General features: G+C 63.5%; 18 protein-coding genes and 2 pseudogenes. 16 read left to right on the top strand and 4 right to left on the bottom strand.

Going from position 1 to position 23473, the window contains the following annotated elements:
- Nucleotides 1-5 precede the first annotated feature (5 nt).
- The 4 genes and pseudogenes from CH339_RS16455 to CH339_RS16440 all read left to right on the top strand — a co-directional run.
- Nucleotides 6-2108 carry a hydantoinase/oxoprolinase family protein gene (locus CH339_RS16455; protein WP_111435463.1) on the top strand — a complete coding sequence of 701 codons (2103 nt, stop codon included), beginning with the start codon at nucleotides 6-8 and terminating at the stop codon, nucleotides 2106-2108.
- A complete protein-coding gene (locus CH339_RS16450) occupies nucleotides 2105-3787 on the top strand; it encodes a hydantoinase B/oxoprolinase family protein (protein ID WP_111435462.1) in 1683 nt (560 codons plus the stop codon). Before CH339_RS16455 ends, CH339_RS16450 begins: the two co-directional genes overlap by 4 nt.
- Nucleotides 3784-4920: a DSD1 family PLP-dependent enzyme gene (locus CH339_RS16445; RefSeq protein WP_111435461.1), complete on the top strand. Its 1137-nt coding sequence runs from the start codon at nucleotides 3784-3786 to the stop codon at nucleotides 4918-4920. Before CH339_RS16450 ends, CH339_RS16445 begins: the two co-directional genes overlap by 4 nt.
- Before the next feature lie 244 nt (nucleotides 4921-5164).
- Nucleotides 5165-5826 (top strand): annotated as a pseudogene (locus CH339_RS16440) (IS5 family transposase); the annotation flags it as partial.
- 286 nt (nucleotides 5827-6112) lie between these two features.
- Here CH339_RS16440 and CH339_RS16430 read toward each other — a convergent pair.
- Nucleotides 6113-6715, bottom strand: coding sequence for a peptidoglycan-binding domain-containing protein (locus CH339_RS16430; RefSeq protein WP_111435458.1), 603 nt, complete (start codon nucleotides 6713-6715; stop codon nucleotides 6113-6115).
- A gap of 213 nt (nucleotides 6716-6928) precedes the next feature.
- Between CH339_RS16430 and CH339_RS16425 the strand changes: the two genes are divergently transcribed.
- Entirely contained in the window at nucleotides 6929-11392 is a 4464-nt protein-coding gene (locus tag CH339_RS16425) for a peptidoglycan-binding domain-containing protein (protein WP_111435457.1), read from the top strand.
- Between the two features lie 454 nt (nucleotides 11393-11846).
- On the opposite strand, the gene CH339_RS16420 is transcribed toward CH339_RS16425, so the two are convergent.
- From CH339_RS16420 to CH339_RS16415, 3 genes and pseudogenes are all read right to left on the bottom strand, one after another.
- Complete coding sequence (locus tag CH339_RS16420) at nucleotides 11847-12044, bottom strand: hypothetical protein (protein ID WP_146610216.1); 198 nt, start codon at nucleotides 12042-12044, stop codon at nucleotides 11847-11849.
- Nucleotides 12025-12540: pseudogene (locus tag CH339_RS26055) on the bottom strand (relaxase/mobilization nuclease domain-containing protein); the annotation flags it as partial. The pseudogene CH339_RS26055 and the gene CH339_RS16420, both read right to left, overlap by 20 nt.
- Nucleotides 12541-12756: 216 nt before the next feature.
- On the bottom strand, nucleotides 12757-13173 hold the full coding sequence (locus CH339_RS16415) for a hypothetical protein (protein WP_184443265.1): 417 nt from the start codon (nucleotides 13171-13173) through the stop codon (nucleotides 12757-12759).
- A gap of 510 nt (nucleotides 13174-13683) precedes the next feature.
- On the opposite strand from CH339_RS16415, the gene CH339_RS16410 reads away from it, so the two are divergent.
- The 11 genes from CH339_RS16410 (at nucleotide 13684) to CH339_RS16360 (ending at nucleotide 23459) form a co-directional block, all read left to right on the top strand.
- Entirely contained in the window at nucleotides 13684-13890 is a 207-nt protein-coding gene (locus tag CH339_RS16410) for a hypothetical protein (RefSeq protein WP_146610215.1), read from the top strand.
- A gap of 50 nt (nucleotides 13891-13940) precedes the next feature.
- The gene (locus tag CH339_RS16405) at nucleotides 13941-14180 is read left to right on the top strand and encodes a hypothetical protein (protein ID WP_111435453.1); all 240 of its coding nucleotides are present in this window, start codon (nucleotides 13941-13943) and stop codon (nucleotides 14178-14180) included.
- A gap of 451 nt (nucleotides 14181-14631) precedes the next feature.
- A complete protein-coding gene (locus CH339_RS16400) occupies nucleotides 14632-15921 on the top strand; it encodes a GAF domain-containing protein (RefSeq protein WP_111435452.1) in 1290 nt (429 codons plus the stop codon).
- Nucleotides 15922-16294: 373 nt separating this feature from the next.
- Nucleotides 16295-16978 carry a FadR/GntR family transcriptional regulator gene (locus tag CH339_RS16395; RefSeq protein WP_111435451.1) on the top strand — a complete coding sequence of 228 codons (684 nt, stop codon included), beginning with the start codon at nucleotides 16295-16297 and terminating at the stop codon, nucleotides 16976-16978.
- The gene (locus CH339_RS16390) at nucleotides 16975-17181 is read left to right on the top strand and encodes a hypothetical protein (RefSeq protein WP_111435450.1); all 207 of its coding nucleotides are present in this window, start codon (nucleotides 16975-16977) and stop codon (nucleotides 17179-17181) included. The genes CH339_RS16395 and CH339_RS16390 overlap by 4 nt, the downstream gene beginning before the upstream one ends.
- Nucleotides 17182-17262: 81 nt before the next feature.
- Nucleotides 17263-18672 (top strand): hypothetical protein, encoded by a 1410-nt coding sequence (locus CH339_RS16385; protein WP_111435449.1) that lies wholly within the window; start codon nucleotides 17263-17265, stop codon nucleotides 18670-18672.
- 20 nt (nucleotides 18673-18692) lie between these two features.
- On the top strand, nucleotides 18693-19853 hold the full coding sequence (locus CH339_RS16380; RefSeq protein ID WP_111435448.1) for an MBL fold metallo-hydrolase: 1161 nt from the start codon (nucleotides 18693-18695) through the stop codon (nucleotides 19851-19853).
- 76 nt (nucleotides 19854-19929) lie between these two features.
- Complete coding sequence (locus tag CH339_RS16375; RefSeq protein WP_111435447.1) at nucleotides 19930-21933, top strand: CobW family GTP-binding protein; 2004 nt, start codon at nucleotides 19930-19932, stop codon at nucleotides 21931-21933.
- A complete protein-coding gene (locus tag CH339_RS16370; protein WP_111435446.1) occupies nucleotides 21920-22525 on the top strand; it encodes a MotA/TolQ/ExbB proton channel family protein in 606 nt (201 codons plus the stop codon). The genes CH339_RS16375 and CH339_RS16370 overlap by 14 nt, the downstream gene beginning before the upstream one ends.
- A complete protein-coding gene (locus CH339_RS16365) occupies nucleotides 22522-22950 on the top strand; it encodes an ExbD/TolR family protein (RefSeq protein ID WP_111435445.1) in 429 nt (142 codons plus the stop codon). The genes CH339_RS16370 and CH339_RS16365 overlap by 4 nt, the downstream gene beginning before the upstream one ends.
- Complete coding sequence (locus CH339_RS16360) at nucleotides 22947-23459, top strand: TonB family protein (RefSeq protein WP_111435444.1); 513 nt, start codon at nucleotides 22947-22949, stop codon at nucleotides 23457-23459. Before CH339_RS16365 ends, CH339_RS16360 begins: the two co-directional genes overlap by 4 nt.
- Nucleotides 23460-23473 lie beyond the last annotated feature (14 nt).

The raw sequence follows: 23473 nt of genomic DNA, 5'->3' as shown, positions 1-23473 counted from the left end.
GGACCATGACCAGACAGAGCTTTCGCCTTGGCGTCGATATCGGCGGCACCTTCACGGATATCGTCCTCATCGACGACGACGGCCGGGTCTTTTCCAAAAAGATCCTGTCGACGCCGCGCGATTATTCCGAGGCGATCGAGGTGGGTTCGCGCGCGCTTTTCGCCGAGCTCGGCGTCGATCCGGCCGATATCCGCGAGTTCGTGCACGCAACGACGGTCGCGACCAACACGATCATCGAGCGCAAGGGCGCCAAGGTCGGCCTGGTGACGACGCTGGGATTCCGCGACGTCCTCGAAATCGCCCGGTTCCGCACGCCGCGGCTCTACGACATCACCTACCGCAAGCCCGACCCGCTGGTGCCGCGTGACCTCCGGTTCGAGGTCGCCGAGCGGATGGGCGCGGACGGTGCCGTCGTTGCCCCGCTCGATGAAAGCCGCCTTGAGGACATCGCGTCGGCGATGGAGACGGCGGGCGTCGAGGCGGTGGCGATCACGCTGATCAACTCCCACGTCAACGCCGATCACGAGCAGCGCCTTGCCGATTTCTTCCGCAAGCGCATGCCTGACCTCATGGTCACCGCCTCGTCCGATCTGGTGCCCCAGATCGGTGAGTATGAGCGCACGTCCACCACGGTCGTGAACGCCTATCTGCGCCCGATCGTGACGCGCTACGTCGAAGCGCTGCAGCGGCGTCTCGATGGTATGGGCATCGCCGCGCCGCTGATGATCATGCAGTCGTCGGGCGGCATCGCCCCCGGCATGCTCGTCAAGGATCAGCCGATCACCATCATCGAAAGCGGTCCGGCCGCCGGTGTCCTCGGCGGGGCGCGGCTTGCCAGTCACATCGATCTCGGCGACGTACTCGTCTTCGACATGGGCGGCACCACCGCCAAGGCGACGCTGACCGAGGCGGGCGCCTACACGATTTCGCCGGAGACCGAAGTCGGCGGCGAACCGGTTCTCGGCGCCCGCATGGTGCGGGGCGCGGGCTATCCGGTCCAGGTGCCGACGATCGATATTGCCGAGGTCGGCGCCGGTGGCGGCAGCCTGGCCGCCGTCGACAGCGCCGGCGGCATTGCCGTGGGGCCGCGCAGCGCCGGTTCGGAACCGGGGCCCGTCGCCTATGGGCGGGGCGGCACGCAGCCCACCGTCACCGACGGCAACCTGATGCTCGGCTATCTCAATCCGCAGGCCCTCGTCAGCGGCGAACTGTCCCTCGATCACGGGGCGGTTCGCCGCGCTTTCGGCACGCTTTCCGGCGAGCTGGCAGTGGCGGAAACGGAAGCCGCCTATGGCGTCCATCAGATCGCCAATGCCTCGATGCTGCGTGCCTTGCGCGGCGTTTCCTCCGAAAAGGGGCGGGATCCCGCACAGTTCGTGCTGATGGCGATCGGCGGCAACGGGCCGGTCCATGCCTGTTCGCTGGCCGAAGAGGCCGGCATGCACCGGGTGGTCATCCCGCCGGTGGCCGGACTTTATTCCGCCCTCGGCATGCTCTTTGCTGATGTCGAGCACCAGCTTGTCGCGGCCTTCTACCACCGCCTGGACGAAACCGACCTTGCCGCACTTCAGGCGACGATCGACGGTCTCGTTGCCCATGGAGCGGAGCTTCTTGAAGGCCAGGGCTTTGGACCGGATGCGCGCGACATGCGGATCGAGATCGACATGAAATATGCCGGTCAGACCTCCCCGCTGACGGTGATGCTGGGCGGCACGGAGGCAAGCGAGGCGGCGATTGCCGCATTGATCCGGTCGTTCCACGAGCAGCATGCCCGGACCTTCGGCTATTCATCGGCGCATGAGCCGCTTCAGTTCGTGGCGGTGAAGGCGGTCTGCCGCGGCGTGCCGGAGCGGCCGCGCATGCCCGAACAGTGCCTGCGCGGCAATGAGCGCAGCCTCGGAGCGACCGGTCGCCGGGCCTATTTCGGCGCGCAGGGCTGGCACGAGACGCCCGTCGTCACCCGTGCCGACCTGAAGGCGGAGCCACGCTCCGGGCCGCTGATCGTGGAGGAATACGACACGACCTGCGTCATCCGGCCGGGTTGGGAGGCCTCTCTCGACCATTGGAACAACATTCACGCGATCAAGAAGGAAAGCGCCGAGGCATGAGTACGATCAGTCCGATCCAGCGCGAACTCCTGAAGAATGCCCTCGTCACCATTTCCGACAACGCGCTTGTCATGGTGATGCGCACGGCGCGCACCGCCAACGTCAAGAACTCGATGGATTTCTCCGCCGCGATCTGCGACGGGACGGGCAATCTCGCCGCACAGGGCCTTGCCGTTCCGGTCCACCTCGGAGTGGTCAATCCGGCGCTCAAGGGCTGCCTCGACTATTTCGGCGACGACATTGCGGAAGGCGACGTGCTCGCCTCCAACGATCCCTATTCGGGGTGTTCGCACCTCAACGACATTTTCACCTTCAAGCCGGTCTATGTCGACGGCAAGCGGGTCGCCTTCGTCGTTCTCGTCCTGCACCATACCGATCTCGGCGGCCGGGTGCCCGGCGGCAACGCCGCCGACAGCCAGGAGATCTTCGAAGAGGGCCTGCGCCTGCCGCCGGTCAAGATGCGGGTTGCGGGCAGGAACAACGACGCGGTCTTTCGCATCATCGAGGCGAATACGCGCATTCCCGACCGTGTCATGGGCGATCTCAACGCCCAGCTTGCCGCGCTCGACGAGGCGGCGGCCGAGGTGGAGAAAATCGCCCGGCGGATGGGACCGGAGGCCTTCGGCCGCTATCTCGTCGATCTGATCGACTATGCCGAACAGCTCACCCGCAACTCCATTGCCGATCTGCCCGACGGCGAGGTCGAGTTCGACGAATGGAACGACGACGACGGCGCCGGCCACGGACCGATCCACCTCCACGTCAAGCTGACGAAGAAAGGCGACGAGATCGTCGTCGACTATGAGGGCACCCAGGAAGACACCGGCGGGGCGGTCCACTGTAACTGGGAATTTGCCGTCTCGTGCACCTATGCGGCGCTTCGCACGGTGCTCGCCGCGGAAGTGCCGAACAACGCCGGCCTCTATCGTCCGATCACGGTCAAGGCGCCGAAGGGCACCTTCATTTCGGTGGAATTCCCCGCCGCCGTCGGTTCGCGCGGCCAGATCGGCTTCCGCCTGCGCTCCATCATCCTCGGTGCGCTCGCCAAGCTCGTTCCGGGGCGCATGCCGGCCTGCGCCGGTGGATCAGAATTCGCGCTTGCCGCCTCCGGACGCACGGAGACCGGCCGGTCCTTCCTGCACCTGGAGTTCCACAACAATACCGGGCTCGGCGGCGGCCCCGACCGGGACGGGCAGGACGCCGGACCCTATTGCATCGGCAATCTGGCCAACGTTCCCGTCGAACTGATCGAGAGCGAGAATCCGATCCGGGTGGAGCAATACGCCTTCCTTCCCGACACCGGCGGAGCGGGCGAATATCGCGGCGCGCTCGGGCTGGTCCGCGACTATCGGTTTCTCACCGACGCCGTGCGGGTGCAGGTCCGGTCCGATCGCTACACGTCGCAGCCCTGGGGCCTGTTCGGCGGCGGGCCGGGAGCCGGCGGCAAGCTCGTCCTCAATCCGGGCACGCCGGGCGAGGATCCGCTGCCCTCGAAGTTCATCAGGACGTTCGCCAAGGGTGACCTCTTGAGCGCCCAGATGGCGGCCTCGGGCGGCTATGGCGAGGCGGCGAAGCGCGACCGCGCGGCGGTGGCGCGCGATCTTGCGGAAGGCAAGATGACGGCCGACCATGCGCTTAAGGCCTATGGGTTCAGTGCCGGGGAGGAGCCGGACGCGTGACGACAAGCCCGAATGCGGGACTGATCGGCAGGGACGGCGCGCGGCAGAAACTGCTGACGCCCAGCCTTCTCGTCGACTGCGAAACGCTCGACGCCAATCTCGCCAGGATGCAGGCGATCTGCGAGGCGGCCGGCGTCGCGCTCCGCCCGCATGGCAAGGCCCACAAATGTTCGATGCTCGCCAGGCGTCAGATCGAGGCCGGCGCGGTCGGTATCTGCGTTGCCACGCCCGGCGAGGCGGAAGCTTTCGCCAATGCCGGGGTTGGCGACCTCCTGCTCACCTCGACCTTTGCCAGTCCGCAGGCGATCGAGCGGGTGGTGCGGATCTGTGCCGGCGGCGTGCGGCTTTGTTGCGTCGTCGACCATCCCGATGTCGTCGAGCGTATCGCGGCGGCAGCGCGCGCCAAAGGCATTACCGTTCCGCTGCTTGTCGATCTCGACATGGGGCGCAAGCGGGCGGGCGTCCGCGGACCGGACGAAGCGGTACTGCTCGCCCGACGCATCCTTGAAACGGCAGGCGTCACGATGGACGGACTGCAGGCCTATGCCGGCCATCTTTCCCACTGTGTCAGCTATGGCGAGCGCAAGGCCGGGGCCGCGGAGGCCGTGGCTCGCATCCGTGCCGTCATCGAGGCACTGGCTAGCGAACTGGATTATACGCCGGAGCGGGTGACAGGCGGCAGCACGGGCGCCTTTCCGCTGGAACTTGCCGGCGGCGTCTACACGGAAATGCAATGCGGCAGCTATGCGCTGATGGATACCGAATATGCCGCCGTCGATGCGGATGGCAGCGGCGAGCCGATGTTCCCGCCGAGCCTCTTCGTCGCCACCTCGGTGACAAGTGCCAACCACCCGGGGCTTGCGACGGCCGATGCGGGTGAAAAACGGCTGGCAACGAAATACGGCGTGCCGCCCCGGATCGCGCGCGGCGCGCCCGACGGGGCGACCTATCGGGCAACGAGCGACGAACACGGCCAGATCACGCTGCCGGAGGGTGTCTCGCTGTCGCCCGGAAACCTATTGGAACTCGTCGTCCCCCACTGCGATCCAACGGTCAATCTCTACGATCACATGCATGTCGTCAGCGGTAACCGGCTGATCGATATCTGGCCGATCGACGCGCGCGGCGCCTGATTGACAGGGGGGCTCGAGTCTCCTGCGATGCCTGAGTCCTGGCGCAATGAATTTGAGGCAACCTCACCTTCCGGACAACTTCGCGGCGCTGCGAAAGAACTCTCCCCGAAAGCTACAGAAATTTTGGATAACAGATTGCGTCAAAACAATATTTTAAAGTATTCCGCGTGTTCAGGCGCTACGGACTTGACCCACTGCTGTCCGGTTTAGTTTTATGAGAGTTCGAAGGCCAATTGTCGTGGGTCTGTGGGTGATCTCCGGCATTCTTCATGTCCTCAAGACCGGATGCCGCTGGCGCGATGTGCCGGCCGAGTACGGCCCGGCGACCACGGCCTACAACCGCTATCATCGTTGGGCCAGGCGCGGTATCTGGCAGCGCATTTTCGAGAGTTCGGCTGCCACCGGGCCGGTGCCTGCCGAACTCTCGATCGATAGCAGCCACGTCGAGGCGCATCGGTCTGCGCAAAGCTCAAAAGGGAGGCGTGGACGCAAGCGAGTGGCACCTCACGTGGTGGACGAACGAGCAAAATCCATGCTTTGGCCGATGATCAGGGCCGACCAATGGCCTTCGCACCGACGCCGGGCAACATTGCCGACATCAGCATGGCAATCCCTCTGCTTGAAGGAATTGCGCCTCCGAAGCGGCTCATTGCCGACAACGCCTATGCTGCCGACAGGTTCCGCAACTGGCTAAAAGCCCGCAACATCAAAGCCGTCCTCCCGTCCAACGCGACACGAAACCGACCCTATCCTCTTGACCGCACCGCCTATCGCCGACGCAATGTCATCGAGCGCATGTTCGGCAAGCTGAAGAACTGGCGCCGCATCGCGACCCGGTACGATCACCTGGCCAGAAACTATCTTGCCGCCCTGGCGCTCGTTTCCATCGTTATCGCTTGGATTTAAATGAGCCCCCAACCTAGGTCACGCATGATAAATCTCAATTTTGGCGTTATGTGGCATATGAACAACGTCTTTTTATCAATAATCGGACTCGGCATACCATAAAATTATCTGACTTCATCAGCTTTGCGCATATCCTCGACGTATTTGGGTACCTCGAAGAACCCCTCCCATGAGCGCGGTCTTCCGATTCACTCTCCCGGTGAATTTGCGCGGAGGCAGCGAATGCGGGATAGCAGGTTCTTCGAAATGTCCAGGTGGTGGCAAGGACCATTTTCAGATTAGCTATCTATTGAGCTCCAAGCTTAGCAGTTTCAGCTTGAAAGGATTGCTCAAAAATCGCAGCGACTTCTGCTTTGGCCGGCAACGGTGTAGCTGGCAATGACGGCTGCACCGAAGCGACCGCAACAACTGAATTTCCAGCGGGCAACATTTCATTTCGGGAAGCTTGAAGCAGGTGCGAACGCTGCGCCTTGGTAAGATGTCCTGTCTGCTGGTAACCATAGGAGGCTTGGAAGCGACGGACGGCGCGCCGGGTTCCCTCGCCGGCAACGCCGTCGACCGTGCCCGCGTCGAAACCGAGAGAATTTAGCGCAGATTGCATCTTCCTCACGTCTTCCCGTCTCGCGTGTGTTATCGTTCGATCGGATCTGCGGCTACGATGACCTTTCGTGCGAGAAGAATGCGAGTTGTTGCGGCGGGATTTGCGCCGCACGTTCCTTTTTTTCGACATCGCCCCGATAGCAAGACCGGTCACCACGCCTGCACCAAAAGTTACCAAATCTCTGCCGCCTGCACGCGCTTTCATGTTTCCGTTCATGCCAGGCAAAGCAAAACAAAAAGCGGCGGTCAGAAGGGCAATGCCGAATCTATTAACTGACGAAATTATCATCGATCGACCTCCAAATGCGTGCAGCAATTATGCATGCCGGCGGCATCGTTGACAATCGCAGATTGGTGCTGTCTTCTGGTCTAGCAAGGTTATGTTCAGACGTCGGAAATTCGTGGTAAATCGGGAAAATCATGCGATATCAAGTTATTTTCAAATAGGTACAACGTTGTTCTTGTGTTTTTTGCGATGCGCCAAGCTCTCCAGAGAAATAAGATGCAACTCCACCGTACAACAAAACGTCTGATTGTTTGTGCCGCAATCTACGCCGGTCTGGCCGTCGCCATGGTGTCGCCGGTCAGGGCTGCAAAAATCGCTCTCGGCTACATCGATTTCATCGATCTTGAGATGTTCGTGGAAACCGATGGCGGCGACTGGTGCAGACCGGTGCCCTCGGTGCGCATCGTCACCTCCAAGGTCGGCACCTTCGCGAGCCGGGCGCCGTTGCAGGACTCGCTCGGGAAACTGGGCCGGTTGCTGCGTGACAAGTGTCCGCAGATGCAGGCTATTTCGGTGTACGGGTTCGTTCGCGGGCAGACCGAGGCAACCTACACGGGCTTGTTCGAGGCGGGCACCGGTTGGGCGTACGCGGATTTGGATCCGCGAAGGGTGGCGGCCCTCGAGGCATCGGCCGACCAGCGCCAGTTTGCGGGCACTCGGAGATATTCCTCCGATCCGCTGACGGTGGCAGAGGTGCGTCTGCTGCAGCAAGCACTCAACACGCTCGGATACAACGCCGGCCGGGTGGACGGGCGCGCTGGGCGCCAGACCGGGCGCGCCTTTTCGCGGTTTCTCACCGACAACGGCTTTGTCCCGGAAACGACGCCGGCGCGCCAGGGTTTGGCATTGGTTGCCGAGACCGCAGGACTGGACTACACGCCTCCGGGTGCGGCGGGATACGACGCTGCGAAAGCGCGATCCGGCGAGATATCGGTATTCGCCGGCCCGGCTCCTCAAGGGCGGACCGATCCGGCAGACCGCGCCGACCGCGTCGGGAGCGCATTCAATCCTGACGACTTCGACCCCTTCCACATGGATGAAACCTTGCGGTCGGGCGGTTCCCATTCTCCCGACCTGCTCCGCATGGTCGTCGCGCAGAACCCCGATCTGTTGACCGATGACGCCGTCGACCGGATCATGACGGCAGAAGGGCGGAGCTTTGATACCAAGTATTCCCGCGAAAGCGAACGGGTGCAGTTTCGACAGGCCTATCTGGCGCGGCCGGCGCGCGAGACCATCCGGCTGGCGGTTACCTATTCCGCATCCATGAGCCGCGGAGGCTACAATAAGAACGGCGGCATGTTCCCGGTGACTTACAGTTTTCGGGAACTTTCCAGCTTGCGCTATCCGGGGCTTTCTCTACCGGAAATCGGGCGCGATATCTTTATTGCGCTTCCCGATCTGCCCGACATCACGGGCATTCCGATGGCCGTCGGAGCCGCCGAGAGACTAGAAAGGACGAAGTTCCGGGGCGCCTATGACGACTCCATAAGCCTGCAGATCACGGTTTACGTCGAATTGGCCAATCTGCGGTTCGACGCCAGTCGCAACCGGATGGAGGCGGACGCGACGCTGTTCGGCGTGTCCGCGGAAGAAGAAGAATACTCGGCCCGGAAGACTGAGACCGAACCCTTCCGCTACACGTGGGGTGTCGTTCCACCCAATCGATTCTACACTGCCGAAAATCCCGTCGCAGACGCCGTGGCGTTCGCCGACGTAATGGGCGGGCTGACGGTCATCCGCAATCACATCGCCATTGCCCCGAAGAGCAATTGGGGTTCTCTGACCGCAGCCCTGCTCATGTCGCGTTTGCCGAACGTGCTCGATCAGGACGGCGCGGCGATCTCTCTTGCACAAGCGTTGCTAACGGAGGCGGAACAACAAGACCTCTGGGGCGGACGGCCGCCGAGCGACCTGGACAGGGCGAACGAGTTCGACCTCAAGGATGCGGCGGACAAAATTCGCGAAAAATACGGCGACGTGCTGCATTCACGCACTGTCTACGCGCCCTTCAAGGCGGTCGAAATCAGGGACGTGGACCTTGGGGACTACGATTTCGGACAGAGTGCCTTCAGCATGGACTACTATGCCTACAAGGATGTGAGCTTTTTCCTCTCCTTGGACTACCCGGCCATTCCGCAAGCCGATCTCGGTTCGACGTTTCTCCCGGAACGGCTGCCCTTGCCCGAGATGCAAGCCCGCCAGCTCGATGGCATCCTGCGGTTCAAAGGATCCCGCAAGGTTTATCTCGGCATCTTTTCCGACGTGACGACCGCCGCCGCCGAGCCGACGCAGCACGACACGATGAAGGTCTATCGCGACGGTCGCTACTACAACCTGAACCTGGCGCTGTCGGTCACGCGCATCGCGCTCTTCGCCGACCCCGACCTGAAAAACCTGATCTATGACTTCTACAGCGAGGACCGGGACAATTTACGCGAGCTACAAGTCTCGCAAAGATCGGTGCTGGAACTCTACCGTCTGAGACCGGTTCGCTTTGAGCAGCTCGCAGTGATCGCGGACAGGCTGCTCGACGATCCGGAGTACGTCCCCGCGCTCATCAAGACGTCCGACGACTACAGGCGCGCCAACGAAATCGAACGTCTCGATATCGAGGCGCGATTGCAGCGGCAATTGGCCGAGACTCATGAGCCGCCCGAACTCTGGTTCTGGGGCAAGATCAAACTCGGCGAATATTCCGTCGAGAAGCAGGAATTCAGCGTCGAACGGCTTTCCCTGGACCATCGGCGCGCCTCGATTGCCTCCTTCAACGGGCGTTTCCAGTCTGAAGACGTCAACGAGACCGATGTTTCAGTGCCGATGCCCATCGACAAAGCCAAGGCGTTGCTGGCAGACATCCGGAGCCGCGAATTCCAGGTCCGCGTCCGCGCAACGCCGGTCAGCGCAACGTGGGAGAGCGACACCTCCGATGAGCCGGTCGTGGCGTTCGCCTATCATCTCGACGAAGTGCACATTCTGCGCGGCGACGGCGACACGCCGGATCGCGAGAAGGCTGTGATTGCGAGACTCGACTTCGAGCCCTTCAAGGGCTTCGGCGGCGCATCGATGCCGGCACCTACCGCGAACACAGGGCAGGGTCGTCCGCTTTTCACCCAGGAACTGGCGATCCTTCTCGCTCTCAAGCAATCGCCGGTCGCCTTGTCGGATGCGTCCGGCAGTTGGCTTCTGGCCAGCCAGTGGCTTCGCGACCAAGGGTCTTCGAACGGCCTAGCACCTTCGCGATATCCGTTCTTTCGCAAGGGCGCAAGGGCGCCGAGCCGGGCGACCCTCGGCCAATTGCAGCGGCAGTATGCAAACTGGATTCGGCAGCTTCCTTTGACCATGCCAGGGACGGTTCGGATCCGGTTCTCGCCGCCATACTTGCCCCAGCCACTGGTGACGGACACGGCCTGCCACAACGTATTTCACAATCCGGAAGACCGGAGCTACGAAGACTCCATCGAAGAATTCGGTCCGTCAGCCGCCGAAGAAGACCAACTTTCACGCTGGCGCCGCCAACAGGCCGAAAGGGTGCGAGCGGTGTCGCGGGAGCGAACGGGAGCCCCTCCGGCGGTTGACGAACGTCCTATCCTGACGTTTCGCGCCGGTGCCGCTGCCGATTGCCGTTTCCTCTCGCTCGAAGACGGGCTCGAGGAGTTGTTGGAAGCCGCTAAGGGAAAGCGCCCAACGATTTCCGTCGACGTCGATTCGCTGCCGTCCAACATCCTGTTTTCTCAGCAGGACGGGTTCGGCCGGCGAAAGTTTGTCACAGGGTATATCGACGTTCGCCTTAGCGGAATGAACGTCATTGCCAACGGGAACGAAATCCCTTCGGTCCGGTTCCAGGCATCTTTCGAGCGTGCGGGTTTCGACGTGTTCGTGGAGGAGGCATCCGGAGAGATCAGTCAAACCGTCCAAGCGGGCGAGATCACGCGCGACGGCCTGGAAAAGGCGGCGAATGCTGCGCCCGAAAAGCAGCAACGCGATGTCATCGGGCTGACGCTGGGGATGACGGAACAGGAAGCTGACAAGCTCCTGCGGCAGCATTTCGGCGATCCGGTCATATTGCGTTCCTACATCGACCGCAGCCCGGAGATTCCCCCCTTCTCGGATGCGGTCATGTATCACCGCCGCGACAAACAGGAACGGGTATCGCTGTATTTCGAGGCGGGAAGCGGCGACCGCAGGATCCTGGCAATTGAGCGGATCGTCCGCGCGCCGAACTGGGGACTGTCGCGGGAAGATGTCAGCACCTCCGCAACGGCAAAATACGGCAAGCCCGAACAGGCAAGCTATGACGACAGTGTGACTGTGCTCTACTGGGGCGACAACTTAAGCAATAACTATTGTACCAGCGTGACCCAGGAACGCATAGATTATTGGGTCGATTCAAAGAACAACAGGCACGCCGTCTGGGAGTATTTCGATTGGGCGCAGGCGCGTGATTCCGGCATTGGATACTCTCCGGGATTGTATTCTTCGGAAATGATTTCTAATCCCGAAAACCCATACAAAAATTGCGGCGAATTGCTAAGTTTAAAGCACACCAGCCAATCCTTGTCTCTTTTTTTAGTTAACCTCAAAGAATACACGCATGCGCTTAGACAGACGCGGGTCCAGATAAAGAAGCAGTTCGAAGGAGAAGCGGCAAGCAAGGAGAAGCCTAAGATCAAGCTCTAGCGCCGGCGGCTCTGAATTGGGTATCAACCGGGCTCGCGGGTCGCATTGATTCATCGTGCGTCGAACGCCGGACCCGATTCAAGAACTGGCGTTTCCTTGCGGCCTGTTCGACGTCCGCTCCGGGCCGAAAGATGTCGGAGATCACCAACGACTGCAAAAGGCAACCTGGGGACGAATTCCTACGACCCTCTCAGTCTTGTCCGTCGGCAACTATTTTCGGTCTCCCGCTGATCGCGCATATCGACAAGCCGCCCGCTTTCGGCGAGCTGCGCGAAGATCAACGCGTCCAGCTCTTCCCTGTCCCGTAGCTCGCTGGCTTAGGCCTCCGTCTCGTTGCGTCGTTGAATGCGTTTTGTCTCCCCGCGAGCCCAATCCCACAGACCCTTCAGGCCGGAGCGGAAGCGAGATTGGCGGGGGCGGGCTTCCTCCCATTTGCGGCAGTCGATGGCCTCGATCAGCCTTCGTCGCGTGGCACGGTTGCGGTGAACCATGGCGCGGCGCTGTTTGTGCAGTTGGCTGTTGCGCGGCTGGAGGTCTTCGAGCAATCCGTTCTTATGCCGCTGCACAGCCCCTCCTGCATCTCTTCGGCAATGCGGGCCTTTGCGGTCGCCACATCCGGCAGGTCGTCCTCATCACCCAGCCGTTGGCGCACCGTCTTCGTCCTCACGCCAACGCATTTCGGAAGTGCGTAGACCTCGCCATGCATGTCGAGAGCGACGAAGCTTCGTCGGTCGCCTCTGGCCAGCCGGTAGCCGCGCTCTTCCAGCGCATGGATGAAGGACGCCTTCGTATCGGAGATCGCCCAAGCCTCCTGGAGGGCCGTCTTGATCGCACGAGGATCCTTGTCCTGGCGCTTTGCCTGTTGCCATTCGGCGAGAGAGAAATTGCACGGATCGCGTGCCTCGCTTTGAGTCAGGGCCGCGCGGCATCATCCAGCCGTGTTCAAGGAAAAGCTTCCGCGCCATCCGCATAACAGTCTTCTTCGTGTACGAAAGCTGTACGGCTTTCATGTCGTCGGCCTTGATACGGCTCCACACCGCATCGGCATGACGACGCCCTTCCTTCTTATGAAAGACGATCGCGCGTGGCTGGCCATCGAGGTCCAGTTCGTTTTCAATCCGCTCAATCGCTGCTTCGAAATCCGCCGTCCCGACCTCGGCAAAGAAGGGCGGATTGAGGGAAAGCGAATAGAGATATTACTTGCAGCGCGTACCGCGACTGACGGCGTAGGCCTCGTTCAGGGCTCCATACAGGTCCTGCGCGACGAAGCCACGAAGCTCTTAAGACCTGAACATGGTCGTTCTCCTCCTTCAGAAGATGAAGAGCGAGTTGCTTCCCGCCGCCGCGCTGATTGCCGACGAGGATCATTGACCATCGTCCGGCATGACCCTGAGCGCTTGCATCAGCGCATCGCGCATGGTGCGGATTTCAGCACAGGCGCAATGAAGCTCGTCGACCAGCTCCGGCGTCACCGGCAAGGCGCCCATCCTTGCGGCCTTCGCTATGTCCTGGAGACTGCGACCGAACTCCGACCGGCCCAAGGCAGCCAGGACCTGGGCGAGAAGGGCGCGGTCCATGCTCGGACGCTGCTGCTTCCGCGACGGGAGCTTTCCCCGTCGCGGTGACGCCGTCTCGCCGAAGAGCTTCTGCCGGATATGCGAGGCGAGCGACAGCTTGCCGGCTTCCCGCAACAGCATCTTCCGCTCGTCGTCGCTCAGCCGGATGGAGAACGGTTTGGCGACCGGCTTGCGCCGGCCGCTGCCGGCTTTCGTCTTCTCCAAGAAATTCTCTCGCAGTCCGTCCGGCTTTCCCGCCGCCGTCACGGCGACGGTCCCCGACGGATCGGTCCGCCGGATGATTTTCTCCGTTTATCTGGTTCGGAATTTGCCGCCTTGAGGCAGGTGTGCCAGTCTTCCAAGGCCTTGAAGAGAGCGTTCAAATTCTTTCCCTCAAGGCGCGCCATGTCTTTTCGCTCGCCACAGGGCTGCTGTGCTTGATGTCTCCGCGGCGGTGGGGGTCGTCAGGCGGTGTCGCTGCGCTGCCGGTTTTTTCAGCGCCTCGCGGCGGGTTGAAAAACTCTGTGCTTCTGGAATGCGAACCGGTCGGGTCATCCGGTCGCGCATCCCGGCGGGCCATTCCGGTGGTCCCTTCGATGCGTTGACAGTCGCCCGACATAAGCCTGTCCTTGGGGATATCCCCAAGCCTCCTTGCTTACGCCGGACTGTCCGATCGAAACGGGGGGCGGTTCATTCACCGATCTGCATTTCATCGACGACTCGCCCGGCGAGTTCATGACCACCCGGCTCTGTCTTCGGCGCGAAAAGATCAACGTGACCCTGTCGAGCTACGCCGAGTTCGGCGAGTTCGAGAAGACGGTGCTTGAGACCGAGCGGACCCTCGGCGACAGCGACCTGGTGGTGGGCGACCTCCCCTTGCGATCTCCCGCGGCATCGACGCGGTCAAGGCGCTGCGTGGCAACGAGAACGGCAAGGGACTGATCGTCGGCATCTGCACGGGCCCGGAGGACCCGAAAGATCGCCTCATTGAGATGGCGAAGGACAATGTCGCGGGGATCTTCCTGGACAGCCGCCTGCCGCCCTACACCGACTACCGGCAAACCGTGCCGAAGCTTCGCGGCAAGGGCTTTGCCGGCCGGATCGTCGTCATTTCGTCGGATATCCAGGACCCGGTCTTTGACCAGTTCGAGGAGTTCGACGTCGACGACTGCCTCGACAAGGTCCACATCGACCTGAAGACCTTCAAGGACATCGTCGCCGCTTATCTGTGAAGAGCCGGGGGTGGCGACAGCGCCTGCCGCTTGGCCGGAGCCGCCGACGGTCTTTATCGGTCGGTGCGGAGATCAGCCCTAAACCGAGGCCCGAAAGGTGCGGGCGCTTTCGCGGATCAGGGCGGCTTCGGCGCGCAGTTTGCGGGAGACGGATATCAGATGGGCGGGCTCCGACAGGAGTTCCGGCGCTCACTCGCGGCTTGTCTTGACCTGGCCAGAAGCGGAGCGGAAGGGCGTTTCTTCTTGCACGCTGGCAGTATCCAGCAGACCGACCCCTGATCTGTTGTTACCGGGAAATATCTTCACCGAGATCGTAGGTAATCGACAATTAACCCCACGCTGTCGATGCTGGCGTCGACGACCTGGCTGGGCGCCCGCGCCATCGCGTTCGGTTGACAGGCTTCGCCCCGCGTCCAAAAGTGGCGATTCGGTCACCCAAGCCGGCACGGATATGAACGAGACCCCGCACATCAACGATTCCGCCTTCGACTTCCTGCTGCAGAGCTTTGCGGCAGATACCGGAGCGACGCTGCCGGCGGTCATCTGGCGCGCCGATCTCGTCAAGAACGAGATCAACTTCCTCAATGAGCACGTCATTCCGGGGCTGGAGGAGGGCGTCGCCCAGCTCCTGCAGGACGCCGCCGGCGCCGAGGAGATGCTGGCCGAGGACGACCGGTCGGTGTTCGCCCGCTTCCAGGAGCGGCTGCACCAGCGCCAGCCGGTCTCCGAAGTGATCCGCGCCCGCGGCCGCGACGGCGTCATGCGCTGGCTCTATATCCTCGGCTCGCCCGATCCGGAGATGACCTTCTGCTATATCGGGCTCCTCGCCGACTGCACCTCGCTCGCCAACGCCATCCTGAAGCGCGGTTCGCAAGCCGGGCTCGCCGAGCATGTGGAGCTGTTCTCCAACCCGGTCTTCATGGTCCATGTGGGCAGCCGCCAGGTGGTCGCCGCCAACGAGGCCGCCCGCATCCGCCTCGGCATCGATCCGGCCGAGCGCCAGACCGGTGTCGCCGACCTCCTCGCCGGCAATCCGGAGGCCTATCTGCGCGACATCTACGAGCGGCTGCTGTTCGACCTCTCCTGGAACGGGCTCCTGGAAATCCGCACCGCGACCGGCGAGACGCTGGCCTGCACGGCGCGGGTCCGGGCCTACGACCGGGACGGCCGCCACCTCCTGTGGTTCTCGCTGACGCCGCGCCACCAGGTAGCGGTCGCGGAGCCCGCCGCCCGGCCGGTGCTGTGCAAGGACGGCCAGCGCCGGCTGAAGGGGGCCAAGTCCCTTGCGGACCTGTTGACCGTCGTCCTCGACCACCAGCCGGAGACCGGCCGCGCCGATGCCGCGCTCTTGTCGCAGATCTTCATTTCCGAGGGCCATGTGGTGGTGACCGGCGTCGGCGCCGCCTTCAAGGACATCCAGAAGAACAACACGCACCCCTATCCGGGCTCGATCGCGGAGAACATCGTCCTTTACAACCTCGACCACCTGATCGTGGACGACACCTCAAAGAGCATCAAGCCGATCGACTGGGCACTGTTCATCCCGCACGGCATCCGCTCCTATTTCGCCGTGCCGTTCTTCCACGAGAACGTGCTGCGCGACGTCGTCATCTTCTGCTCCACCACGCCGAACGCGTTCTCGCCGGACAACATCCAGCCCTATCTGGGGCTTGCCGAAAGCCTCTGGCCGCACCTGCCGCGCATCGTCGGCGACCTTATTCACCAGAAGACGCCGGCCTGATCGGCGCCCTGTCCGCCATCGCAGGCGGTGCCGGCAAGCTTTTCGCTCACTGCCCGCAAACTGGTTGCCAGGGAGCGCACCCACCGCTGCGAGCCGGCCGTGACGGCCGCCCGCTCGAGCCCTTGATGCGGCCCGGTCGGGTTCTGCGACAATCTGGTCCAACAAAATATCACCGGCCGGGATTCTTAAAAATTCCCAGAATCCCAAGCCTTTGGCGGGTTCTTGCGCCTTTGGTCGAATCTTGAAATTCAATTGGTCCAGCCAAATGGCGATTCATTCTTGCGAAGTGCCGAATTTCTGATCTAAGTCAGCGGTATCGTGTTACGAACCGTCCCGAACACGATAATTGGTTGGACCAGATGGGCGCTAAAAAATGGCACATCCCTGCCTCGACAGCTTGCTCACCGTCATCGACTCCCTGCACCTGAAGGCAGGCGACAGGTTGCCGAGCGAGCGCAGCCTCGCCGAACAGCTCGCGGTCAGCCGCAACACGGTCCGCGAGACCCTGATCGCGCTCGCTGCCGCCGGCCGCATCGAGATACGCGGCCGCAGCGGCTGTTACCTGCGCGATGCGTCCGCGATCACCTGGAATTCCCTGCGCAAGAAGGGCGCGCCGGGCGACACGCTGGAGGCCCTTCGCCTCATTGCGCCGCAACTGGCCGCCCGCGCCGCCATCCGCTGCACGCCGGAAAAGGCCCAGGCGCTGCAGACCCTGACGACCCGGCTCGGCCGCGCCCTCGTCAACCGCGACGGCGCCCTGACGGCGCAGATTTCCCTGTCCTTCGTCGGCATCCTCGCCGACCTTGCCGGCAATCCCTATTTCGTCCTGCTGATCCGTGAGATCGCCGCCAACGACCAGTTGCCGACCACCCTCGGCGAGCTCGACCAGCCCCATATCGACGCCTTCTTCCCGCTCCATGTCGGGCTTCTGCAGGCCGTCCAGAGCCATGACGGCGAGCGCGCCCGCGTGCTTGCCGCCCATTGCCTGGAGGCCTTTGCGGATCTGCTCGGCTTTCCGGTGAACGACGCCGTCTCGGCAAGGAGCCAGGACCAATGAACCGGCGCCAGTTCCTGTTAGGCCTCAATCGCCTCGGCTCCGGGCGCGCCGCCGCGCCGGAGGCAATGCGGATCGCCGCGCCCGTCGATGCGGCGCGCGACGCGCTGTTCCGGGCGGCAATGGCTGCGGGCCTGGACCCGGCGACCATCGACCCCGCGCAGCTTGAGACGCTGCTCGGCGAGGAGGAAAGGGAGAGTTCTTAAAACCGGAGAAGAGGGTGCGGGGGCCGTACCTGCAAGTCGTTCCCCCACACCTGACTATCCACATTGAAGGAGGGTTGATCCATGCAAGTGGACAATCAAGCGGTAAGTTACCTTGAAAGCCGCAAACTCGTCAAACGATGGAGCGGGCCCTGGCCGGCCGTCGTCAACACCCTGCTGATCTTTGGGTTTTTCTACGCCACATGGTGGATCTTCCAGGATCCCCGCGGCATCATGCGCATGTACACGCCCTATGTGGGCTACATGGTCTGCCGCTGGCTGCTGATCCTGTTCATCTGGCTGGCCTACATCTTCGATTTCTGGCCGTTCAAGCGCACCTGGCTCAACAGCGCCCATCCGCTGCTGAAGGGCGTCGTGCTGACCGCGGTCAGCGTCGCGGCCATGCTGCTGCTGATCAAGGGCTTCTTCATCGAGATCCTTGGCAATTTCGGCATCGCCTATTTCAACCCCGACCGCCTGATGGCCATGGGGCTGACAGACTTCTATTCGATCGAATACGCCGCCGAAGCGGTCATGATGTTTGCCGCGATCGCCTCCTGGCTGTCGCCGAGCTGGGTCGTCGCCTGCGAAAACGCGCCCTGGCAGAAACTGACCCAGCCGACCCGCGGCATCACCATCGTCATCGTCACCTTCTTCCTGTCGATGATCGTCTACCTCCTGACCATGCATTCGCACATGGCGATCCTGTTCTACCCCTGGCAGCAATACACCGCGATCACGCCGCCCTACTGGGAGGGCTTCGCCAACACGGTCTCCGGCAACTTCCACATCGCCTGGATCATGTGCTGCACGGTGGTGGTCTGGGTCTATGAGAGCATCTGGCAGCGCTATCCGTTCAACCTGATCCAGACCGACTGGCTGCGTCGCACCTCGTCGTTCTTCGGCATCATCCTCGTCGCCCTTTGCATGTGCTTCTTCCTGTACTACGCGCAGGATCTGGTCTGGGGCGAGGCGATCCGCGGCACGCGTCGTGAGATGGCTCCCGACTGGCGCTGGCTCCATGTCGGCGAAACGGCGATCTTCTGGCTCGTCGGCGTCCTCTACCTGTCGTTCTACGGCGGCAACTGGCCGACCAAGTTCTCCCGTCCGGTCAATGTGCTGCTGCGCACGCTGATCAGCCTGGCGATCGGTGCGGCCGTCTACATCATCTACTACAAGACCGCCCACCTCTTCCTCGGCACCCAGAAGGGCTTCTCGCATCCCCAGCAGTTCCCGATGATCCCGACGATCTGGCTGATCAACATCTTCCTGATCAACATGTGGTTCATGGACGGCTGGCCGGGCTGGAAGGCCGTGCCGAAGACCGCCGAAGAACTTCAAGAAACCCGCAATGAAGTGGTCGCAAGCGACGTCCGCTGGACACCGAGCCTCGGCAAGGGCCTCCTCGCAGGCGCAGCCGCCGGTGCCGCCGTCTACTTCGCCGTCATCACCGTCCTGCCGTGGATCGGCGAGACCGTGACGATCGTCAAATAGGGCGAGCAAGGAGAACCGTTATGACCGAACAGAAAACCCCCAACCGGCGCGATTTCGTCAAAGGCGCCGCCACCGGTGCGATCGGCGGAACGCTCCTTGGAATGGGTGCCTATTCCTACTCGCCGCTCGCCTACAGCCGGATGTCCAAGGTGGCCCGGCAGCAGGCCGACTTCGGGGCCTGCCGCAGCGTCAAGGTGACCTCGATCTCCGAGACGAGCTGGTTCAACAACGCCCACCTCGTCGGCGACATCCATGCCGCCGGCGGCCTCCTGGTCGACCAGTATTCCATCAACTGGGCGCCCTTCGGCAACGGCAAGGGCGTCGCGCAAGGGTCGTACAAGGACGGCATCGACTCCATCAAGAAGATGATCCCCGGCGACCTTGAGGAAGCCTGGGCGACCCAGCAGAAGCTGGCGCTGCACCCGGACAACGCGGGCGGCTATTCCTGCCTCATCGAGGTCGAGGACCTCGACGGCACGAAGCACAAATACCTGCTCGACGCCGGCTGGTCTTACGACTGGATGGACCAGAGCTTCAAGCGCGAGGCCATCGACCAGATGCTGGCGTCGGGCGAGATCGAGGCGCTGATCCTCAGCCACGAGCATTTCGACCATTTCTGGGGCTTCCCGGTGGTCATGAAATACAACAACAAGATCCCGACCTACGCCCATGACGGCTTCTACGAAGAGGGCATGCAGTACATCAAGGACAGTGGCTATGAGGGCGACCTCAAGGTCATCGACAAGGAACTGACCCCGATCCGTCCGGGCATGATGGCGATCAAGTTCAACGTGCCGATCATCACCCGGGTCTATGGCGAGGTCTCGCTGGCCTTCAACATCAAGGACAAGGGCCTCGTCCTGATCTCCGGCTGCAACCACCAGGGCATCCTGCAGATGACCTCCACGGCGTACCAGAAGCTGAAATACGACAACGACCGCTTCTACGGCGTCTATGGCGGCCTGCACATCTCGCCGTTCGAGGACTGGGATCCGAAATACGACGATCTCGTCATCTCGCTCGGCAAATGGGACTTCGAGCGCGTCGGCTGCAACCACTGCACCGGCCACTTGACGGCCAAGAAGTTCATCGAGGCCGGCTATCCGGTGGTCAAGGGCACGGCCCGCTTCCGGACCTCCTCGCCGGACTATCTCGGCAACGGCGACACCATCACCTTCTGATCGCCTCCCTCCGCCAACCGGGGTCGCGCCTTATCTGGCGCGGCCCCACCTCCCACCTCCCGGGAGTTCCAAGAAAATGACCGCTTCCCTGTTTCCCCGCCTGTTCGGCCCCGCCGGCCCGCAAGGCCTTTCAAACGACGCCCTTGCCGGCCTGCCGCGAAGCTGGATGACCGCCGCCTGCATGGACGCCCGCTTCCGCCGCGCCGAAGGCTGGCTCGGCCTGTCCCAGTGCGACAGCGACCCGCGCGCCTTCACCTGCCGCATCGACAAGCGCCCCGGCGTCTACGGCCTCATCCCCGTGAACGTCACCGCTGACGGCGATCCCGCCAACGTCGACTACGCCCTTTGCTATTTTCCCGACGCCGACGAGCCGCTGCTCGACAGCTTTGCGATTTCCGCCGCCATCCTCGCTGCCACCGACGGCACGCCGGAGCGCCTGCGCGACTTTCCGGCCCATCCGGATCTCATTGCTGCCTTTTCGATCGCGTCCCTGCGCCTTGCCGTTGCCACAGACGGCGCCGCGATCGGCCTGGCGCTGACCGCCGAGCGCCGCCGCCGTGTGCTGGTGGAAGCCGGCATCGAAGCGCCCGGTGGCGGCTTCGTCGTCGCCCCCGGCGCCGCCGACGAGGACCTTGCCGCTTTCGACGTCGCCCGCGACCTCGTCGCCGTGCTCGCCGCCGGACTCACGGTGTCGTCCGGCGCCGCGCCCGCCCGGATCGACGCCTTCGAGGCATCGTCTTCCGTCACCCTCTGGCGCACCGCCGGCAGCCTCGCCACGGTCTCCGCCGCCGGCGCCTATCGCGATACCGACCGCCTCGTCTGGGGCGAGGCGCCCGCCCTCGGCCGCTGCCTTGAGCCCCTCGGCGGCACCTTGCGCGCCGATGCCGGCCTGGAACGCTACCGCCGCGATCCGATCCCGCTGGTCCCGGCGACCGAGCGCCCCGAGAGCTATGGCGACCGGCCGCGCCTCATCGTCCTGTCCGGCTTCCTCGGCTCCGGCAAGACCACCTTCCTCAACCAGTTTATCGAGTACCATGTCGGCCGCAACGAGCTCGTCACCGTGATCCAGAACGAGCTCGGCGAGACCGGCGTCGACGCCATGCTCTTGGAAGGCGACGACTCGGTGATGGCCGTCGATGCCGGCTGCGTCTGCTGCACGCTGTCCGGCGCGCTCGCGCCTGCGATCCGCACCCTCAAAGAGCGGTTCGCGCCGGACATGATCGTGCTGGAGACCACCGGCCTCGCCAATCCGCTCAACATGGTGGAGGAGTTGCGCGACCTCGACGACCTGGTGCAACTCGACGCGGTCGTCACCGTTGTCGATGCCGCGCGCTATTTCACGACCATCGCGGACTCCGAGATCGCTAGCGGCCAGATCGCCGCCGCCGACACCCTGGTCCTCAACAAATGCGACCTCGTCGATGACGCAACGCTCGTCGCCATCCACGCCGATCTCTCCCGGCGGGCGCCGGGGGTGAACGTCATCGAGGCGCGCCAGGGGCGGGTCAATCCGAAGCTTCTCGGCGCCGGTTTTTCACGGCTGCTCGCCGACGAAGAGGACGAGGTGCCCTGCTGCTGCGGCCACGCGCATGGCCGCGATCATTGCGATGGCGAAGGGCATGGTCAGTGCCACGGTGACGGACACCACGGTGACGGGCACCACGGCGACGGCGACCATTGCCACGCCCACCATCACGACCATCACCATGCGCATGCCCACGGCCACGACCACGACCACGCCTCCCATCTCGGCGAAGGCTTTTCGTACCTCAAGCTCACCCTGCCCGACGAGGTCGACATCGACGTCCTCTCGCGCCTCCTCGTCGAGTGCCCGGATGCCGTCGACCGGGTGAAGGGCGTGGTGAAACTCAAGGGCGTCGACGAGCCGCAGATCCTGCAATTCGTCCCCGGCCATGCAGAGTTCGTGGCGCCGGAGCGCGCGGTGACCGAGCCGCCCTTCCTCATCGTCATCGGCCGCGGCGTCGACAGCCCCGACCTCAGCGCCCATTGGGCCCCCCTGACAGAAGAGGCCCCCGAACCGGAGTCGCAAGACCTGGAGTCCCCCCATGTGGTTCATTGAAGACGGCGGCCTCGTCATGTGGCCGCTGATTGCGCTCTCCGTCCTCGTCGTCGCGATCATCCTCGACCGGCTGCTGGTGTTCACCACCCTGCCGCTGTTCGACGCCGACATGGAACGGCGCCTGGAAGCGGCCGCCCGCGGCGAGGACACGGACGAAACCCTTGCCGCCGCCGCGGAAAAGAGCCCGCCCCTGCGCCCGCTAGTCGAAGCCCTCCTCGGTCGCGGCGCGGCGAGCGTCCGGGAAGGCCGGGCGACGATCGCCATCGAGGAAATCGTGCGCGGCCTCGACCGCCGCATCGGCTTCCTCGGCATGGCCGCCCGGGTGGCGCCGCTGCTCGGCCTTCTCGGCACCGTCATCGGCATGATCCAGACCTTCTCGCGCCTTGCCTCGGCGAGCGGCGCCATCGACATGACGCTGCTTGCCGACGGCATCTGGCAGGCCTTGCTGACGACCGCCGCCGGCCTCGTCATCGCCATTCCGGCGGTGATCGCCCAGAGCGGCTTCCTGCGCCGCGAAGAGCAGGTGGCGTTTGCCCTGTCGCGGCTCTCCAACCGCGTCCTGATGACCGAGGCGGCAGCGAGGCCGTCATGATCCCGCTGAGGTCAAAGCCCCGCGACGGCAATCTGCCGGACGTCACGCCGATCCTCGACGTCGTCTTCATCCTCCTCATCTTCTTCGTCATCGCCGCCGCCTTCACCACCCATGGCGTCGACATGAACCTGCCGAAGTCGGAGGTCGCGCGCACCTATGCCGGGCGCACGCTGGAGATCGTGCTTTCCGCCGACGGCAGCCTCCTGGCCGACACCGAGCCGATCGATCTGCGCGAGCTCGGCTTCAAGGTGAAGGGGGCACGGGAAGTGCCGGGCGGCATGCAGATCGTCCTGAAGGCCGACCGCGACGCCTCCGTCGGCAGCTTTCTTGCCGCCGTCAGCACCATCCGCGAGAATGGCGGCGACCGCCTCGTTATTGCGACCAAGCCGGCCCGCCACGCCGCTGTTGTGGAGACGCAGCCGTGACCGACGGCGAGCGCATCGCCGCGGCGATCGCCATCTCGCTCGCCGCCCACTGGCTGGTCCTCGGCGGCTTTCCCGCGGCCGAGACGGAGATGGCCGGCGACGACATGATCGTCGTCGATTTTTCTGCCCCCGACGTCGCCATGAGCCTTGCCGCGCCGATCACGTTGGAGGAACAGGCGCCTGCCCGCGAAAGCAGCAAGGCCCGCGCCGACCGCCGCCGCCGCGCCCTCAACGATTACCTGGAAGACGTCTCCGACGCCGTCCACGCCCGCCGCATGGCGGCCGGCAGCGCCAGCGCCCTTGCCGGCAATGCCCGCTTCGCGCTCACCATCGACGCCGCCGGCGCCTTCAGCAACGTCCACATGCTGCAAAGCTCGGGCGATACGACGCTCGACGCCGACGCCCGCCAGGCGGTTCTGGCCGCCAGCGGCGTCGTCCCCCGCCCGCCGATCCTTGGGTCGCGACCGCTCTCCCTCGACCTTCGCGTGAAGTACCAATACGGGTTGTGAGAAGCGTATTCCCG

Origin of the sequence: Rhodobium orientis (assembly GCF_003258835.1) — a bacterium.
Classification (GTDB): domain Bacteria; phylum Pseudomonadota; class Alphaproteobacteria; order Rhizobiales; family Rhodobiaceae; genus Rhodobium; species Rhodobium orientis.
The sequence above is the reverse complement of the archived record's forward strand: the minus strand, read 5'-3'. Positions and strand labels throughout refer to the sequence as shown.

Excerpts from the sequence above, each read along its gene's own strand:
- CH339_RS16455 (WP_111435463.1), top strand. The coding sequence starts at position 6 with ATGACCAGACAGAGCTTTCGCCTTGGCGTCGATATCGGCGGCACCTTC.
- CH339_RS16450 (WP_111435462.1), top strand. The coding sequence starts at position 2,105 with ATGAGTACGATCAGTCCGATCCAGCGCGAACTCCTGAAGAATGCCCTC.
- CH339_RS16430 (WP_111435458.1), bottom strand. The coding sequence starts at position 6,715 with ATGATAATTTCGTCAGTTAATAGATTCGGCATTGCCCTTCTGACCGCC.
- CH339_RS16425 (WP_111435457.1), top strand. The coding sequence starts at position 6,929 with ATGCAACTCCACCGTACAACAAAACGTCTGATTGTTTGTGCCGCAATC.
- CH339_RS16410 (WP_146610215.1), top strand. The coding sequence starts at position 13,684 with ATGACCACCCGGCTCTGTCTTCGGCGCGAAAAGATCAACGTGACCCTG.
- CH339_RS16405 (WP_111435453.1), top strand. The coding sequence starts at position 13,941 with ATGGCGAAGGACAATGTCGCGGGGATCTTCCTGGACAGCCGCCTGCCG.
- CH339_RS16400 (WP_111435452.1), top strand. The coding sequence starts at position 14,632 with ATGAACGAGACCCCGCACATCAACGATTCCGCCTTCGACTTCCTGCTG.
- CH339_RS16395 (WP_111435451.1), top strand. The coding sequence starts at position 16,295 with ATGGCACATCCCTGCCTCGACAGCTTGCTCACCGTCATCGACTCCCTG.
- CH339_RS16390 (WP_111435450.1), top strand. The coding sequence starts at position 16,975 with ATGAACCGGCGCCAGTTCCTGTTAGGCCTCAATCGCCTCGGCTCCGGG.
- CH339_RS16385 (WP_111435449.1), top strand. The coding sequence starts at position 17,263 with ATGCAAGTGGACAATCAAGCGGTAAGTTACCTTGAAAGCCGCAAACTC.
- CH339_RS16380 (WP_111435448.1), top strand. The coding sequence starts at position 18,693 with ATGACCGAACAGAAAACCCCCAACCGGCGCGATTTCGTCAAAGGCGCC.
- CH339_RS16375 (WP_111435447.1), top strand. The coding sequence starts at position 19,930 with ATGACCGCTTCCCTGTTTCCCCGCCTGTTCGGCCCCGCCGGCCCGCAA.
- CH339_RS16370 (WP_111435446.1), top strand. The coding sequence starts at position 21,920 with ATGTGGTTCATTGAAGACGGCGGCCTCGTCATGTGGCCGCTGATTGCG.
- CH339_RS16365 (WP_111435445.1), top strand. The coding sequence starts at position 22,522 with ATGATCCCGCTGAGGTCAAAGCCCCGCGACGGCAATCTGCCGGACGTC.